The 16,393-nt window shown below is 72.1% G+C and carries 12 protein-coding genes and 1 riboswitch; of the genes, 7 read left to right on the plus strand and 5 right to left on the minus strand.

Annotated elements, in window-relative coordinates; translation table 11 throughout:
* Positions 1 to 131: 131 nt before the first annotated feature.
* Both STRNI_RS17175 and STRNI_RS17180 read left to right on the plus strand, forming a co-directional pair.
* Positions 132 to 1,496: an SWIM zinc finger family protein gene (locus tag STRNI_RS17175; RefSeq protein WP_277411543.1), complete on the plus strand. Its 1,365-nt coding sequence runs from the start codon at positions 132 to 134 to the stop codon at positions 1,494 to 1,496.
* 67 nt (positions 1,497 to 1,563) lie between these two features.
* Positions 1,564 to 3,291 (plus strand): DUF5691 domain-containing protein, encoded by a 1,728-nt coding sequence (locus STRNI_RS17180; protein ID WP_266445753.1) that lies wholly within the window; start codon positions 1,564 to 1,566, stop codon positions 3,289 to 3,291.
* 140 nt (positions 3,292 to 3,431) lie between these two features.
* On the opposite strand, the gene STRNI_RS17185 is transcribed toward STRNI_RS17180, so the two are convergent.
* On the minus strand, positions 3,432 to 3,890 hold the full coding sequence (locus STRNI_RS17185; RefSeq protein WP_051104120.1) for a cobalamin B12-binding domain-containing protein: 459 nt from the start codon (positions 3,888 to 3,890) through the stop codon (positions 3,432 to 3,434).
* 372 nt (positions 3,891 to 4,262) lie between these two features.
* Between STRNI_RS17185 and STRNI_RS17190 the strand changes: the two genes are divergently transcribed.
* Complete coding sequence (locus tag STRNI_RS17190) at positions 4,263 to 5,195, plus strand: esterase/lipase family protein (protein WP_277411544.1); 933 nt, start codon at positions 4,263 to 4,265, stop codon at positions 5,193 to 5,195.
* Positions 5,196 to 5,430: 235 nt separating this feature from the next.
* Positions 5,431 to 7,185, plus strand: coding sequence for a M23 family metallopeptidase (locus tag STRNI_RS17195; RefSeq protein ID WP_266445747.1), 1,755 nt, complete (start codon positions 5,431 to 5,433; stop codon positions 7,183 to 7,185).
* Positions 7,186 to 7,300: 115 nt separating this feature from the next.
* On the opposite strand, the gene pcrA is transcribed toward STRNI_RS17195, so the two are convergent.
* Complete coding sequence (gene pcrA, locus STRNI_RS17200; RefSeq protein ID WP_018089584.1) at positions 7,301 to 9,754, minus strand: DNA helicase PcrA; 2,454 nt, start codon at positions 9,752 to 9,754, stop codon at positions 7,301 to 7,303.
* Positions 9,755 to 10,058: 304 nt separating this feature from the next.
* A riboswitch (cyclic di-AMP (ydaO/yuaA leader) is annotated at positions 10,059 to 10,228 on the plus strand.
* 7 nt (positions 10,229 to 10,235) lie between these two features.
* Here pcrA and STRNI_RS17205 point away from each other — a divergent pair.
* On the plus strand, positions 10,236 to 11,387 hold the full coding sequence (locus STRNI_RS17205) for a C40 family peptidase (protein WP_277411545.1): 1,152 nt from the start codon (positions 10,236 to 10,238) through the stop codon (positions 11,385 to 11,387).
* Positions 11,388 to 11,508: 121 nt separating this feature from the next.
* Here the strand turns inward: STRNI_RS17205 and STRNI_RS17210 are convergent, their stop codons facing one another.
* Positions 11,509 to 11,862, minus strand: coding sequence for a hypothetical protein (locus tag STRNI_RS17210; RefSeq protein WP_018089587.1), 354 nt, complete (start codon positions 11,860 to 11,862; stop codon positions 11,509 to 11,511).
* Between the two features lie 324 nt (positions 11,863 to 12,186).
* Here STRNI_RS17210 and STRNI_RS17215 point away from each other — a divergent pair, with 324 nt between their 5' ends.
* A complete protein-coding gene (locus tag STRNI_RS17215) occupies positions 12,187 to 13,332 on the plus strand; it encodes a C40 family peptidase (protein WP_277411546.1) in 1,146 nt (381 codons plus the stop codon).
* Positions 13,333 to 13,418: 86 nt separating this feature from the next.
* The gene (locus STRNI_RS17220; protein WP_277411547.1) at positions 13,419 to 14,291 is read left to right on the plus strand and encodes a GNAT family N-acetyltransferase; all 873 of its coding nucleotides are present in this window, start codon (positions 13,419 to 13,421) and stop codon (positions 14,289 to 14,291) included.
* Positions 14,292 to 14,364: 73 nt separating this feature from the next.
* Here the strand turns inward: STRNI_RS17220 and STRNI_RS17225 are convergent, their stop codons facing one another.
* Together STRNI_RS17225 and STRNI_RS17230 are read right to left on the minus strand one after the other, a co-directional pair.
* A complete protein-coding gene (locus STRNI_RS17225) occupies positions 14,365 to 15,486 on the minus strand; it encodes an alpha/beta hydrolase (protein WP_159486653.1) in 1,122 nt (373 codons plus the stop codon).
* Between the two features lie 184 nt (positions 15,487 to 15,670).
* Positions 15,671 to 16,384, minus strand: a complete 714-nt coding sequence (locus STRNI_RS17230; RefSeq protein ID WP_109896413.1) for a LuxR C-terminal-related transcriptional regulator — start codon at positions 16,382 to 16,384, stop codon at positions 15,671 to 15,673.
* Positions 16,385 to 16,393 lie beyond the last annotated feature (9 nt).

Below are 16,393 nucleotides of genomic sequence, written 5' to 3' on the forward strand. Positions count from 1 at the left end.
CGAAATCGCTGCGGCCGCTTGCGGGATCAACCCTGCACCAAGCCACTGACAATCGCCCGGAAACCGGCCCTGACCTGCCCGTTCATCGCGGCCGACGGCGATTGTCAGTGGTGCGCCGTAGCGTCGAAGACATGAATCCGCAGGGGGAACGCTGGACGACGGATCAGGTGCTCGCGCTGGCGCCTGACGAGGCATCACGCAAAGCGGGCGGCAAGCTCGCGGCGCCCGGGCCGTGGTCGGAAACGGGCGCGGACGAGGGTGCGGTGTGGGGGCAGTGCAAGGGCAGCGGAAAGAAGCCGTATCAGGCGGTCGTGGACATCAAAGGTCCCGCCTTCAAGTGCAGTTGCCCGAGCCGTAAGTTTCCGTGCAAGCACGCGCTGGGGCTGCTGCTGCTCTGGGCGGGCGGCGGCGGGGAGGTGACGGCCGGGGAACCGTCCGCATGGGCGGGCGAGTGGCTGGCCGGACGCCGGGAGCGGGCCGAGCGGCAAGCGGGCGCGCCGTCGAGCGCGGCCGCCGCCCCGCCGCGGGCGCCCGCGGACCCGGAGGCCGCCAAGCGGCGGGCGGAGCGCCGGATGCAGCGGATCGGCGCCGGCGCCACGGAGCTGGAACAGCGGCTGGAGGATCTGCTGCAGTCCGGGCTGGCCTCGGCCGAGAGCGGGACAGGCTCCTGGGACGAGACGGCGGCCCGTATGGTCGACGCCCAGGCGCCCGGACTCGCCTCGCGCGTACGGGAGTTGTCGTCGGTGGTGGCGTCCGGCCCGGACTGGCCGGCGCGGCTGCTGGAGGAATGCGCGCTGCTGCACCTCCTCGACCAGGGGTTCCTCGGTATCGAGCGGCTGCCGGGCCCGCTCGCGGCGACGGTCCGCTCGCGCGTCGGGCTGACCACGGAGGCGGCGGACCTGCTGACCGGCCCCGATGCGGCGACGGTCCGGGACCGCTGGCTGGTGCTCGCCCAACAGGACAGCGACGACGGCAAGTTGCTCACCCGAAGAATCTTCCTGCGGGGCGAGCGGACCGGCCGGATGGCGCTGCACCTCTCCTTCGGCGGCTCTCCCGGCCGCCCCCTGGACCTGGCACTGCCGCCCGGTCTGGTGCTCGACGCGGACCTCGCCTACTACCCGGGCGCCCGCCCGCTGCGTGCCACTCTCGGCGAGCGGCACGCCCCAGCGGCTCCCGGGCCGGTTCCCCCCGGCGGAGGCATCGATGCCGCCCTGGCCGCGTACGGCGATGCGCTGCGCGACGACCCGTGGCTGGATTCCTGGCCGGTGGTGCTCACCGATGTCACACCGATACCGAGCCACGACGGAAAGGGCTGGCAACTGGCCGACGCGGACGGGGAGTCGGCGCTCCCGCTGGACCCGCGCGGCCTCGGCCGGACGAGCCTGTGGCAGCTGGCCGCCATATCGGGCGGGGCACCGGTCACGGTCTTCGGCGAATGCGGCCATCGCGGCTTTCTGCCGCTGACGGTCTGGGACCCCGCCCCGGTGTCCCTGTGACCCGCGCCCCGGCCGCGGCACCCCGGCCCCCACGGACGCCGTCCACCACCGATGCCTGGAGGAAGGCATGACGCGCACCACCACCCCCACCTCACCCGCCCCGACCGCCCCCGCCCCCTGGTCCGATCTCGTGAGCGCCGCGCTGCTCGGGACCGAGCGGCGGACACCGCCGGTGGCGGCACGGCCGGCACAGACCGCCGCGGCCGCGCTGCTGGACGCGGCCGCGGTGAGCACGGTGCGCCGGCGCGCCGCGCTGCGCCCCGCACCGGCCGGTGAGCGGCCCGCCCCGGCCCCGGCCGACCCGCGGCCCCCGCTGCCGCCCGCGGCGCGCCGCCGGCTGTCCCTGCTGCTCGCCGACCGCGGCGGCAGCGGAGGCGGCAGCCGCCGGGGCACCGCCCCCGACCTCACCGAGCTGCTGCCCCAGTGGCTGGCCGCCGCCGGCACGTACGGCTACCGCGCCCCGGAGGCCCTGCTGCCCGCGCTGCTCGACGCCGCCCGCGCCCGTACGGATCTGCGGCCCGCCGCGCTCGCCCTGGCGGGGCCGCGCGCCCTGTGGCTGGCCCGGCTCAACGACGAATGGAAGTTCGCGCTCCGGGGGGCCGGCGGCCCGTCCGCGCTCCCCGGAGACGACCATCCCGAAGCCGTGCGGCGCCGGTGGGAGGAGGGCCTGTTCGCGGAGCGGGTCGCCCTGCTGACCGCCCTGCGCCGCCATGACCCGGCGGCGGGCCTGGCGCTGCTGACCACGACCTGGTCCACGGAGCGGGCCGAGGACCGCCTGATGTTCCTCGACTCGCTGCGCGAGGACCTCGCGACGGGCGATGAGCCCTTCCTCGAACAGGCCCTGTCCGACCGCAGCCGCAACGTCCGCGCCACGGCCGCCGAGCTGCTCTCCGCCCTGCCCGGCTCCGCGCTCGCGGCCCGTATGGCGCAGCGGGCCCACACCTGTATCGGCCTGGACCGGACGGCCGGCGCACCGGTGATCGCGGTGGAGGCGCCCCATGAGTGCGACATGGGGATGCAGCGGGACGGCGTGGCACCCAAACCGCCCTCCGGACGGGGGGAACGGTCCTGGTGGCTGAGCCAGTTGGTGGAGGCGACACCACTGGACGGCTGGCACGCCCGCTTCGGGGGCCGTGACGCGGCGGCGATCGTCGCGCTGCCGGTGGGCGACGACTGGCGTACGGAGCTGCACGATGCCTGGTGCCGCGCCGCCGTGCGCCAGCGCAACGCCGACTGGGCGCGGGCACTGCTGGGTGCGCCGGCCGCACCGTCCCAGGCCGCCGAGGTCACCCCGGCCGGCTCGTCACGGGATCTGACAAAGCTGCTGACCGTCCTCCCCGAGGACGAACGGGCCCGGTGGGTCGCCGAGTTCATCGCGGCACACGGCCTGTCGGAGGCCTTCCGGATGCTCGGCGTCTGTGCGGTCCCCTGGGCCGAACCGCTCGGCGGAGCGGTGGTCGACGCCCTGGACATCGCCCGGGACGCGGGCAGCTATCCCTGGAGCTTCAGCGGGGTGATGGGCCTGGCCGAGCGCTGTCTGGACCCGGCCGCCGCGGACCGTCTCGACATGCTCACGGCCGTCACGGACGAGCCGGAGGGCGCCTCCCCGGGCTCCGGCGGCTACTGGTCCGAGGCCTTCCAGCGCCTGGTCGGCACCCTGCGCCTGCGCGCCACGATGCGCAGGGAATTCACCCCGCCGCCCGCCGGCGACACCACCGGCCCCGGCGCAGACCTCGACACCGCCGCCGCAGCCGCCACGCCCGGCGGTGCCACACCAGGGCCCCGCGTGCCATGACCACTCACGCCAAGACAGCGCACACGGGGGCTGCGCGTACCGGGTCTGCGCGTACCGGTGCCCGCCGGGCCGGGGCCCGACCCCGGCACGGCCGCCCGGCCCGGCCTCCGGGCCGGGCCGCGGCACCGATCCGCCGTGCCTCAGACCGCCAGCGAGCGGACGTTCTCGTTGACCCACTCCACGATCGAGGTGGTCGTGGCGCCCGGCGTGAAGATCTCCGCGACGCCCTGTGCCTTGAGCGGGGCGATGTCCGCCTCGGGGATGATGCCGCCGCCGAAGACCTTGATGTCCGCCGCGTCCCGCTCCTCCAGCAGGGCGATGACCTTCGCGAAGAGGGTGTTGTGCGCCCCGGAGAGGATGGACAGCCCGATCGCGTCGGCGTCCTCCTGGATCGCGGTGTCGACGATCTGCTCCGGGGTCTGGTGCAGCCCGGTGTAGATCACCTCCATACCGGCGTCGCGCAGCGCCCGCGCGATGACCTTGGCGCCCCGGTCGTGCCCGTCCAGGCCCGGCTTGGCCACCACCACACGGATCGGCCCCGACCTGCCCGCCGCGCCCTGGCTCCCCGCTTGCGCTCCGTCATGCCGAGCCACACTCATCACTGCCTCCAAGCCATGCACGGCACTGTGGTGCCGCCGAGCCGACAATCGATCGCGCGACCGCGATCCGGCGGCCACGAGCGTGAACGAACGTTATCGCCAGCATCCCGTACCCAGCCGTTTCGTGACATCCGGGGAGGGGGAAATCACACATGGGACACGTTCGCTACGCGCCGCGTCCCGCGTTTCGTGCCGCCGGAGCCGGGCGGCGCAGGGCGCGGGCCGGGCGCACGGGGAGCCGCAGCCGGGCCACCGGGCGCCGGGCACGCAGCAGTGCGAGTCGCCGCATGCTCGCCATCACCGCCCAAGGGCTTCCCACGAGGGCATACGGGGGTCGACGCCGCCTCCCGCATGCCATTCGGGAGGTCGGCCATGCAGGCCCTGCCCTTTCTCTCCGCACCCCTTCTGATCGCGCGCCTCGTTGCCACGCCACTGCGGTGCGTGCGCCTGCTCCCCACCCGCGCCTCGTCGCTCCCCCTGCGCAGCACGGTCGTGGACCTGGCGGTCCTCGCCGGCCATCTCCTCCTCTATCCGACCGGCATCTCCCAGGAACGCCCCCTGCCACGGCCCGCACCCCACCCCGCGGCCGGGCCCCCGGAAGGGTTCACCACACCGGAGGCCCCGCAGCCCGCCCCCGGCGCGCCCACGATGCTGCCGACCGAGGGCCGGGCCCATCCGCCCGTCCTCCTGCTCCATGGCTTCATCGACAACCGCTCCGTCTTCCTGCTGCTGCGCCGCTCGCTGCACCGGCACGGCTGGCGCCATGTCGAGGCGCTCAACTACTCCCCGCTGACCTGCGATCTCCGTAAGGCGGCCGAGCTGCTCAGCCGCCATGTGGAGGAGGTCTGCGCCCGGACCGGCCATCGCCGGGTGGACCTCGTGGGCCACAGCCTCGGCGGACTCATCGCCCGCTATTACGTACAGCGGCTCGGCGGCGACACCCGCGTCCGTACGGTGATCACGCTCGGCACCCCGCACGCCGGCACCCGTATCGCGCCGCTGATGTCGGCGCACCCCCTCGTCCGCCAGATGCGCCCCGATTCCGAGGTGATAGCGGAGTTGTCGCGGCCGGCACCGAATTGCCGCACGCAATTCGTCGCTTTCTGGAGCGAGGAGGATCAGGTGATGGTTCCGGCCACAACAGCGAGAATCAGTCACCCTGATTTGATCGCGTACAACGTGCATGTCGCCGGTGTCGGACATCTCGCCCTGCCGGTCAATGGCGCCGTAGCAGCCGGAATACGGGAAGCACTGACCTCGGCGGAAACCGCGGAAGGAGCCGCGGACGCCATTTCGGTGGCCTGACAACGCCCCGCACGCACCCCGCGGGACGCCGCAGCGACGTCGCACCGGCGACATGATCTTGACTTGAAGTCGAACAAACTTCGAACGGGGCGCCAAGAGCTCGCATGGGGACTGCCGAAAGGCGGCCAAATGCCCGATCTGGCCTAGCCCAAAACCAGTTGAAGATTGTCGCCGTCGCGTACCGCCGGGTACAGTCGCCGCTAATTCTCCTGCTGCCGAGGCGAAAGAGAAGTTGGTGAACGACCGTCACCCCTCGGGGGCCCAGCCTCCGACCGGCTCTGCTTCCGACGCCTCGTATGCGCACTATCCGGCCTACGACTCCTACGGACAGCAGGCCTCGACCGGCAGTGCCGAATACGGCGACGGTGATCCCCTCTTCGGTTCGCTCCCCGGCTCGTACGAGACCGGTATGTACGACACCGGCACCTACGGGATGTACGACACCGGTACGCACGGCACGGCGGACGCCTACGGCATGAGCAGCTACGGCACCGGCACCTACAGCACCGAGACCTATGACACGGGGGCGTACCCGGCGGGCGACGGCTATGCCACCGGCGCGTACGACACCGGCACCTATGCCACGGCTCAGTGGGACACCGGCGGCTGGGACACCGGCGCTTATGCCGCCGCCGATCCGCACGCGGCCGCCCCGGGCTACGACCCGTACGCACACACCACCTACGACGCCCCGGCGCACGACGCGACCGCGTACACCTCGTCCGGGTACGAGACGGCCGGTTACGAAGCCACCGCGTACGGCCACGGCGGCTTCGACAGCGGCTTCGACACCGGGACCTACCCCACCGGCGCGTACGACACCGGCAGTTACGACCCCGGCGCGTACGAGACCGCCGATGCCTTCGACGCCTTCGGCCGGCAGGCCACCGCGGTCGAGGAGACCGCGAGCTTCGAGGCCACCGCGATCTGGTCGACCACCGACCAGGACCTGATCGCCGGTATCCCGGCGCAGGCCGGACCGCCCCCGAACGACACGATCCAGTGGGACAGCACCACTTGGGACGAGGCCGGGCACTTCGACACCGCCGGCACCGACGCCGGACGGCCCGGGAACGACCCGTACGACACCGGCCGGGCCGAGGCCGACGACGGCTCCCCCCGCGATGCCGAGGACTACAGCGAGGCCGCGGCCGTGGCGGACGCCATGACGCAGGCCATGCCGATCACCCCCGCGGCCCCCGCCCCCGCAGGCCGGCGGGTCACCGGGCCGGAAGCCGGGCAAGCCGTCCGCGGCCGGGGCCGGCGGCGGACGGCGAAGCGGTCGGCGCTGCTGACCGTCGCGGTGCCCTCGGTCGCCGCCATGGGCGTGTGCGCCGTGGCCACCGCGGCCGTCGCCGATTTCGGCGGGGACGACAAGGCCGATGCGACCGCCCAGGCCGCGCCCGATGTCGCGGCCGTCAAGCCGTCCGCGGCCAACAACAAGCTCGACACCCAGCTCGCCGGACTCAGCGCCAGCGCGGATGACTTCCGCGACCGCGCCAGCCGCACCCAGGAGCGGATCGACCTCAAGGAGCGCCAGGCGCTGGAGCGCCAGCGCAAGGCGAAGGAAGCGGCCCGCAAGGAGGCCATGCGGCCCAAGTTCCTGCTGCCGGTCAAGCAGCACGGGCTGAGCGCCCAGTTCGGCCAGGCCGGGGTCAACTGGATGTCGCTGCACACCGGTATCGACTTCCCGGTCAGCTACGGCACCCCGGTCATGTCCGCCACCGACGGCACCATCCGCACCCAGTGGAACTCCGCCTACGGCAACATGGCGATCGTGACGGCGGCCGACGGCACGGAGACGTGGTACTGCCACCTCAGCAGCACCAAGATCCGTTCCGGGACGGTCAAGGCCGGTGACCAGATTGCCTATTCGGGCAACTCCGGCAATTCCACCGGACCGCATCTGCACTTCGAGGTGCGTCCCGGCGGCGGCGCGGCGGTCGACCCGCTGCCCTGGCTGCAGGATCACGGCCTCGACCCGAACTGACCGCTGCTCGAACCGACCGCTGCTCGAACCGGCCGCTGTCGGCTCCGGCTCCGTCGAAGCCCCCAGGGCACGTCCCCGGGGGCTTCCGGCTTCCGGCTTTCGGTACAGCCTTCCGTTACAGCTTCTCCACCGGCGCATACCGCAGCAGCAGCCGCTTGGGCTTCTCGCCGCCGAAGTCGATGGTCGCCTCGGCGTTGTCACCACTGCCCTTGACGCCGACGACCGTGCCGAGGCCGAAGCTGTCGTGCGTGACGCGGTCGCCGACGGCCAGCGAGACCACCGGGCGGTCCTGGGAGCGGCGGGTCGCGAAGCCGCTGGGGCCCTTGGCACGCGACGACGACAGCGACGAGCTGAAGCCGCCTCCGCCGCCCGCCGAGAGTCCGCCCATGGACGCGGACGGCGTCGCCGGGCCCGTCCGCTTCCACTCCACGAAGTCGTCCGGGATCTCCTCCAGGAACCGGGAGGGCGGGTTGTACGAGGGCTGGCCCCAGGCGCTGCGCATCGTGGAGCGGGTGACATAGAGCCGCTCGCGGGCGCGGGTGATGCCGACATAGGCCAGCCGGCGCTCCTCCTCCAGCTCCTTGGTCTGGCCCAGCGAGCGCATGTGCGGGAAGACGCCGTCCTCCATGCCGGTCAGGAAGACCACCGGGAACTCCAGGCCCTTGGCGGTGTGCAGCGTCATGAGGGTGATGACGCCGCTGCCCTCCTCGTCCTCGTCCGGGATCTGGTCGGAGTCGGCGACCAGCGCGACCTGCTCCAGGAAGTCGGAGAGGGTGCCGGGGTTCGCTTCGCCGCGGTCCTGCTCGAATTCCAGGGCGACGGCGGCGAGTTCCTGGAGATTCTCGATCCGGGTCTCGTCCTGGGGGTCCGTGGAGGCCTGGAGTTCGGCGAGGTAGCCCGTACGCTCCAGGACCGCTTCCAGGATGGTGGCGGGACCGGCGCCGGACTCGACGATCGTCCGCAGCTCCTCCATGAGGACGTTGAAGCGCTTGACGGCGTTGGCGGAGCGGGCCGCCATGCCGTAGGCCTCGTCGACCCGGCGCAGCGCCTGCGGGAAGGTGATCTTCTCGCGCGCCGACAGGGCGTCGATCATCGCCTCGGCACGGTCGCCGATACCGCGCTTGGGAACGTTCAGGATGCGGCGCAGCGGGACGGTGTCCTCGGGGTTGGCGAGCACCCGCAGATAGGCGAGGACATCGCGGACCTCCTTGCGCTCGTAGAAGCGCACTCCGCCGACGACCTTGTAGGGCAGCCCGACCCGGATGAAGATCTCTTCGAAGACCCGGGACTGGGCGTTGGTGCGGTAGAAGACCGCGACGTCGCCGGCCTTGGCGTCCTTGGCGTCCGTCAGCCGGTCGATCTCGTCGGCGACGAACTGGGCCTCGTCGTGCTCGGTGTCGGCGACATAGCCGGTGATCTTGGGGCCGGTGCCGGCGTCCGTCCAGAGGTTCTTGGGGCGGCGGTTCTCGTTGCGCTCGATGACGGCGTTGGCGGCGGACAGGATCGTCTGCGACGAGCGGTAGTTCTGCTCCAGCAGGATCGTGGTCGCGTCCGGGTAGTCCTCCTCGAACTGGAGGATGTTGCGGATCGTGGCGCCGCGGAAGGCGTAGATCGACTGGTCGGCGTCACCGACGACGCAGAGCTCCGCGGCGGATTCGGCGGGGCCGACCAGCTCGCGGACGAGGGTGTACTGGGCGTGGTTGGTGTCCTGGTACTCGTCGACGAGGACATGGCGGAAGCGGCGGCGGTAGTGCTCGGCGACATCCGGGAAGGCCTGGAGCAGATTGACCGTCGTCATGATGATGTCGTCGAAGTCCAGGGCGTTGGCCTCGCGCAGCCGCGCCTGGTACATCGCGTACGCCTCGGCCAGCGTCTTCTCGAAGCCGTCGGCCGCCGTCCCGGCGAAGGTCTCCTCGTCGATGAGCTCGTTCTTGAGGTTGGAGATCTTCGCGCTGAAGGACTTGGGAGGGTAGCGCTTGGGGTCCAGATCCAGATCACGGCAGACCAGGGCCATCAGGCGCTTGGAATCGGCGGCATCGTAGATCGAGAAGGACGAGGTGAAGCCGAGCTTCTTGGACTCGCGGCGCAGGATGCGGACGCAGGCGCTGTGGAAGGTGGAGACCCACATGGCGTTCGCGCGCGGGCCGACCAGCTCCTCGACGCGCTCCTTCATCTCACCGGCGGCCTTGTTGGTGAACGTGATCGCGAGGATCTGGCCGGGGTGGACATGGCGCTCGGCGAGCAGATGCGCGATGCGGTGGGTCAGCACCCGGGTCTTGCCGGAGCCGGCGCCGGCGACGATCAGCAGCGGGCCGCCGGTGTGCACCACGGCGGCCTTCTGCTCGTCGTTGAGCCCCTCCAGCAGCGCCGCGGCGTCGACGGGCGGGCGGGCGGCGCCGTCGCGGTAGTACGACTCCCTGGGGGCGGGCGCGTCGAACCTCCCGCCGAAGAGGTCGGCCGGGATCTCCTCCGGGGCCGGGCCGTGCTCGTCCTCGGGGGGCGGCGGGTGCTCCTCCTCGCCCTTGTGGCCGAGGTCCGCCAGGAAGCTGTCGTCAAAGAGGCTGCTCATCGCCCACCGAGTCTAGGCCGCCGCACTGACAGTCCGCCGCGGAGTAGCGGATTGCGGGCCGTCCGCGGGGCGGGCCGTGGCGCCGCGGCAGGTCAGACGTCCGGGGCCGTCACAGATCGGGCGGCGCCTCGTCTACCCGAATCCGACATCTGGCAGCACAACACCCGCATCGCGTTCAGGTCACGAAAAGGTTTCGGGCATATCGAACATCAGCCTTCACAGGAGCCACACGAGTTGGCTAACGTCCTCGCTCAGGCAGCCCGCCTCCCCGTGGACGACAGCGTCCGCACGGGCCGCCACGCCGAGTCCGGCACTGCCCCCAGGCACCCGGAGCCGGGGACCCACCAGCACCACCGGGGTGAATCGATCCGTACGGCCGTCGCCAGTGGACGTCCGGACCGTAGGGCAAGCCTTCCGTCAGCGACACCGCCCGAACCCGACAGCTAACCCGGTAGGCGGTCCACGGAAGGAGTTGCCGGTCTTGGCGTCGCATCGCAAGCCGCGCACCAGCGTTCTCGCCTCACCCGGAGGCCGTCGTACGGCAGCCGGACTCACCACCGCCGCCCTCGCCTCGGTCACCCTGCTCTCGCAGTCCGCCGAAGCGGCCCCCAGGGCGCCCAAGCCCACCGTCGAACAGGTCAAGCAGAAGGTCGACGACCTCTACCACCAGGCCGAGGTGGCCACCCAGAAGTACAACGCCGTCAAGGAGCGCGCCGACGAACAGCGCGACACCGTGGACGGCCTGCTCGACGCCGCGGCACAGCGCGCCGAGAAGATGAACCAGTCCCGGCGCCTGCTGGGCACCTTCGCCTCGGCGCAGTACCGCACCGGCGGCATGAACCCGACGGCGCAGCTGATGCTGGCCAAGGACCCGCAGCAGTTCGTCGACCGCAACCACCTCATGGAGCGGCTGTCCGGCCGGCAGAAGCAGGCCGTCACCGACTACCAGGAGCAGCAGGCGAAGGCGGCCAAGCAACGTGCCGAGGCGACCCGCAGCCTGGAGCGGCTGCAGACCTCGCAGGCCTCCCTCAAGGAGTCCAAGCGCTCCGTCCAGGACAAGCTGGCCGAGGCCCGTCAGCTGCTGTCCCGGCTGACCGCCCAGGAGAAGGCGCGGCTGGCGGAGCTGGAGCGCCAGAAGGAGGAGGCGGCCAAGCGCCGGGCCGCGGAGGAGGCGCGCAAGCAGCAGGAGCGGGAGCGCCAGCGGCAGCAGGACGGCGACGGCTCGTCCGACGACCGGACCGGCGGCGGCTCCACCGGCGGCGACTCCGCCGGTGACTCGGCCTCCACCAAGGGCGAAAAGGCGCTCGCCTTCGCCCGCGCCCAGATCGGCAAGCCGTATGTCTGGGGCGCGACCGGCCCCGCCTCCTACGACTGCTCGGGGCTGACGCAGGCGGCGTGGAAGGCGGTGGGCGTCGATCTGCCGCGGACCACCTGGGACCAGGTCAAGATCGGCCAGCGCGTGGCCACCAAGGATCTGCAGCCCGGTGACCTGGTCTTCTTCTATGACGACATCAGCCATGTCGGCATGTACATAGGCAACGGGAAGATGGTCCACGCTCCGAAGCCGGGCGCCAACGTCCGGGAGGAGTCGATCTACTACATGCCGATTTACGGGAGCGTCCGCCCGGGCTGACGCCCGGCCCGCTCCCCCACAAGACCACCCCCCACGGTCACCCCCCACACGCCACCGCGCGGCCGTCGCCTCCGGATCCGGAGTGCGAGGACCGCGCGGTGTGCCGTGGTGGGGACGTGCGTCAGGTCCAGAGCACCGCGATGAAGATGTTGGCCACCGTCAGCCCGCCGACCGCGGCGAAGAGCGGCTTGTCGACCGTCTCGTCGTCCCGCTTGACGTAGACCAGCGCCAGGATCACCACCAGAACGGCCATCTTGATGCCGAGCTTGATGTTGTTGAGGGGGTGGTCCTGGGCCTGGTTGAGGCCGACCAGCACGATGCCGGTGACCAGCATCGTCAGTGCGCCGTGCAGCATGGCCGGCACGAAGCGGGCGGTGCCCGCGCTCATCGCCTTCATCTGGGTCAGAAAGCCGCCCAGCAGGGAGGCGATGCCGATGATGTGCAGGCCGACGAAGATATTGGTTACTACGTCCATAGTGCTGGATCGTAGCCGCCATATAGCACGGCCCTTCGGGCAGGGCGCCCACTATCGCCGCTTCGGTCAGGCCAGACCGGTCCCGGCCGTAGGGCCATGGCGCCGCGGTCACCCGCGTACCTGCCGTGGTCGAAAGCGAACAATGCCGGGCAAGGGGACTCACTGCCGTGACATCCAGGCTTAGCGTCCTCCCTCAGGCGGCCGACTCCCCGCCTCGCCGGCCTCCCACCGGCGTTCCGTCGGCCGTCCCCGCCGAGAGGTGCGGCGGCGGTCCGTTGCCCCCGTGACGGACCGCCGCCGGGCCCACGGCTCGAAGGGAAGGAAGTGACGGCCACCGTGGCCTCGCACCGCAAGCCCCGGCAGCATCCGCTCGCCGCGCTCACCGGCGGTGGCTCGCGCAGCGCGCGCACCGCCCGTACGGCCGCCACCCTGGCGCTGGCCGGCGCCGCCACCGCCACCGCCACCGGCTTCGAGGGCACCGCCCAGGCCGCACACCGGCCCACCCCCGCCCAGGTCAAGGACCGGGTCGACGCGCTGTACCAGGAGGCAGAGGTGGCCACGCAGAACTACAACGGTGCGAAGGAATCCGCCGACACCGCACGCGAGGAACTGAGCAGGCTGCAGGACGAGGCCGCCCGCAGGACCCGGAAGCTGAACGCCGCCCGCACCGAACTGGGCACCCTGGCCGCGAGCCAGTACCGCTCCGGCGGCGTCGACCCGGCCGTACGGCTGCTGCTGTCCGCGGACCCGCAGCGCTATCTGGACGGCGCCGCGGTGCTGGAGCGTACGGGCAGCCATCAGGCGACCGCGGTGGCCGGCTATGCGCGCCGGCTCGGCAGCGTACGGCAGGTCCGGCAGCGGGCCGAGGAGACCGTGGAGCGGCTGGCGGACACCGAGGCCAAGCTGAAGAAGCACCGGGTCACCGTCGTGCACAAGCTGGGCGCCGCCGAGGAGTTGCTCCACCGGCTGACCGCGGAGCAGCGGCAGCGGATGGCGGCCCGGGACGGTGCGCGGAGCGGGCCGGGGCAGGGTCGCACGGGCCACGGGGCCGGTCGTGGGGACGGCCCGCTCGACGGGATTCCCGGGGGCGCGGGAGGCGTCGCCGCGGCACAGGCTCCCAGCCCCCGTGCCGCCCGTGCTGTCGCCTTCGCCTACAGCGCCCTCGGCAAGCCCTATGTCTGGGGCGCGACCGGCCCGTCCGCCTACGACTGCTCGGGGCTGACCCAGGCCGCCTGGAAGGCCGGCGGGGTCGCGCTGCCCCGTACGACCTACACCCAGATCAGCTCCGGACCGCGGGTCAACAGATCCCAACTCTCCCCTGGTGACCTGGTGTTCTTCTACTCGGGCATCAGCCATGTGGGGCTCTACGTCGGGAACGGCCAGATGATCCACGCACCGCATCCGGGGGCGCCGGTACGGATCGCACCGATCGACCAGATGCCGTTCGCGGCGGCGACCCGGCCCGCGTAGGGCGCCCCACGGGCTGCGTTACGGCCCGACTACCGCCCCGGAAAAGGCAGTTGGGGCGGCAGCGGCCTCCGCGTACGATCGGCCGGATGACGCACACCGCCGCGGCCCCCGACACCGGCCTCCGCTCCGCCGTCCATGCCTGGGTCGACGGCTGGGCGCGTGCGCGGGGTACGGAGGCGCCGCAGGCGGTGCCCGGCGGGTTCCGGATCGAGGTGCGGCGGCCCGGTCATCTCGCACGCCATGTCCTCTCGGAGGCGGAACCGGCCGTCCTGCGCGACCTCGTGGACACGCTCACCACGCCCGGTCTGTGGATCAAGGCCTGTGCCCCGCGCGAGGTGGTCGAGCCGCTGCTGACCGCGGACTGGGAGATCAGCGAACCCCAGTACCTCATGACGACGGACCGGTTGGCGGCGTCGCGCTCCGGCGCGGGCCTGCCGTCCGGCTACCGGCTGGAGATCGTCGACGAGGGCGGGGAGGTGTTCGAGGCCCGGGTGCACGCCGTGGGCGGGCCTGGGGCCGGGGCCGGGGCCGGCTCCTGTTCCGGGGCCGGGGCCGGGGCCGGCTCCTGTTCCGGTTCCGGTACTGGCTCCGGCACTGGCTCCGGCACTGGCTCCGGCACTGGCTCCTGTTCCTGTTCCGGCACTGGCTCCGGTTCCGGTGGTACCGAGGGGCGCGGCCCGGTCCTCGCCGCGAGTGGACGTGCCGCCCTCACCACGGGGGCACCGGGCAGCTCCCCCGCCCCGTACGCCCCGTCCGTCGTCTTCGACATGATCGGCACCGAGCCCGCGCACCAGCGGCGCGGGCTGGGCCGGGCGGTCATGGCCGCGCTGGCGGGCCGCGCGGTGGAACGGGGCGCGCGGCAGGGCGTGTTGGTGGCCAGCCCGGACGGCCGTGCGCTCTACGAGGCCATGGGCTGGCGGCTCCGGTCCCCGGTCACCGCCGCCGGCCGTATGGGGTGAACGGCCGCGGGCTCCGGTACCGCCGCCCGTAGGGGGAAGTGTCCCAAGCTCCGCGGTGCCCGCTCCCGTGCCCTCACGCCCTGAGCTGCGTCCCCAGCCAGCGGAAGATCTCCGGCACCTGCTGCTTCCAGACCACCGTGGTGTGGCCCGCGCCCGGCGGGATCTGCCGCAACGTCACCGTGGTCGGATTCTGCGCGAACTGGCGGAGGCCGAGCCCGGCCTGGAAGCCGTCGCGCTCCGCGCCCGACACATACAGCGCGGTACGCGGCGGCTTCCCGGCCGCGTTGGCCGACTTCAGGATGTGCAGCGGGTTGGACTCGATACGCAGCTTGGGGTCCTTGCCGGCCAGCGAGTCACGCTCTAGTGCCGGGTCGTTGTAGCCGGACATGGCGACCGCGGCACGGTAGCGGTCGGGGTGGGCCAGTGCCAGCTTGGCGGCGCAGTGCGCACCGGCCGAGTAGCCGGCCAGGGCCCAGGAGTCCGGCTTGTCGCCGGCCCGGAAGTTGTCAATGATCATCTTGCGGACGTCGACGGTCAGCCAGCTGTCGGCGTTGACCTTCCCGGGGATGTTGACGCACCCGGTGTCCGCGCCGGGGAGGAGATTGGTCCGGGGCGCCACCAGGATGGCCGGCTTGACCGTGCCGTTCTGCATCAGCGGCATGAGCTGCTCGGCCGCGCGCAGCGAGCCCATCCAGGACTTCGCCGAACCCGGATAGCCGGGCAGCAGCTCGACCACCGGGAACTTCTTGTCCCGGTAGGCCGGGTCGTTGTACTGGGGCGGCAGCCATACGTAGACCTCGCCCCGCACCCCCGAGATCCGGCCCTGGAGATCGGTCATCTGAACGCCGGCGCCCACCTTGGGGTCGTCGGCCGGGCGGAACTGCTGCAGCTGCTTGGGCTCGTGCTTGATCTGCCGGCCGCCCATGCCGTCGGGGCCGAGGTCCCGGGCCGCCTCGACATGGCTGCCGGTGCCGAGCAGATCGTCCCAGGTGTCGTAGAGGCTGTTGGCGTTGTTGACCAGGACGAAGACCACGGTGATGGCCGTGACCTGGGCGAACAGCAGCATCAGCAGCCGGCCGAGGCCGCGCACCAGGGGCGGCCCGGCTATTCGGCCCCAGAGGGCGAAGGGCAGCACGACGGCGACGATCAGCAGCGTGAGCGAGGTGAGGAAGAAGGGCGTGCCCGTCAGGCTCATCGGGTTCTCGCTTCCAGGACAAACTACGCGAAGGACGTGGGGTGGTTCCGGCCCCGCCTTCGGCAGTGAGCCTCTCCGCGCCCTTAGATGGTGACCGCAGGGTCCTGGTTGCCCTTCTTAGGTGCTTTGTTACTCCCTCGTCATGAAGCGGTGTGTGAGCCCGCCTCCGTGCCGGTTCCGCAGGTCAGACCAGCCGCCGGGCCGCTGCCCACCGGGTCAGCTCATGGCGGTTGGAGAGCTGGAGCTTGCGCAGCACCGCGGAGACATGGGACTCGACGGTCTTCACGGAGATGAACAGCTGCTTGGCGATCTCCTTGTAGGCATAGCCGCGGGCGATCAGCCGGAGGACCTCGCGCTCGCGCTGGGTGAGGCGGTCGAGGTCCTCGTCGATCGGCGGGGCGTCCGTCGAGGCGAAGGCGTCCAGAACGAAGCCCGCCAGCCGCGGGGAGAAGACCGCATCGCCGTCGGCGACCCGGAAGACCGCGTTGACCAGGTCCGTGCCCGTGATCGTCTTGGTGACATAGCCGCGGGCGCCGCCCCGGATGACGCCGATGACGTCCTCGGCCGCGTCGGAGACGGAGAGCGCCAGGAAGCGGACCGGGCGCTCGGTGTCGGTCATCATCGCGGCGCTGCGGCGCAGCACCTCGACACCGCCGCCCCCGGGGAGGTGGACGTCCAGCAGGACGACCTCGGGCCGGGTGGCCGTGATGACCGTGAGCGCCTGGTCGACGTCGGCGGCCTCGCCGACCACCTCGACGCCGGTGCGCCCGGTCTCGCCGATCTCGGCCTGGACGCCCGTACGGAACATCCGGTGATCGTCGACCAGCACGACCCGTACGGTCCGGCCCTCGGCCGTCCCGCCGCCGGTCCCGTCCTGCTGTGCGCCGTCGCTGCTCATCTCTTCCGC

It is taken from the genome of Streptomyces nigrescens (assembly GCF_027626975.1).
In the GTDB taxonomy this organism is placed as follows: domain Bacteria; phylum Actinomycetota; class Actinomycetes; order Streptomycetales; family Streptomycetaceae; genus Streptomyces; species Streptomyces nigrescens.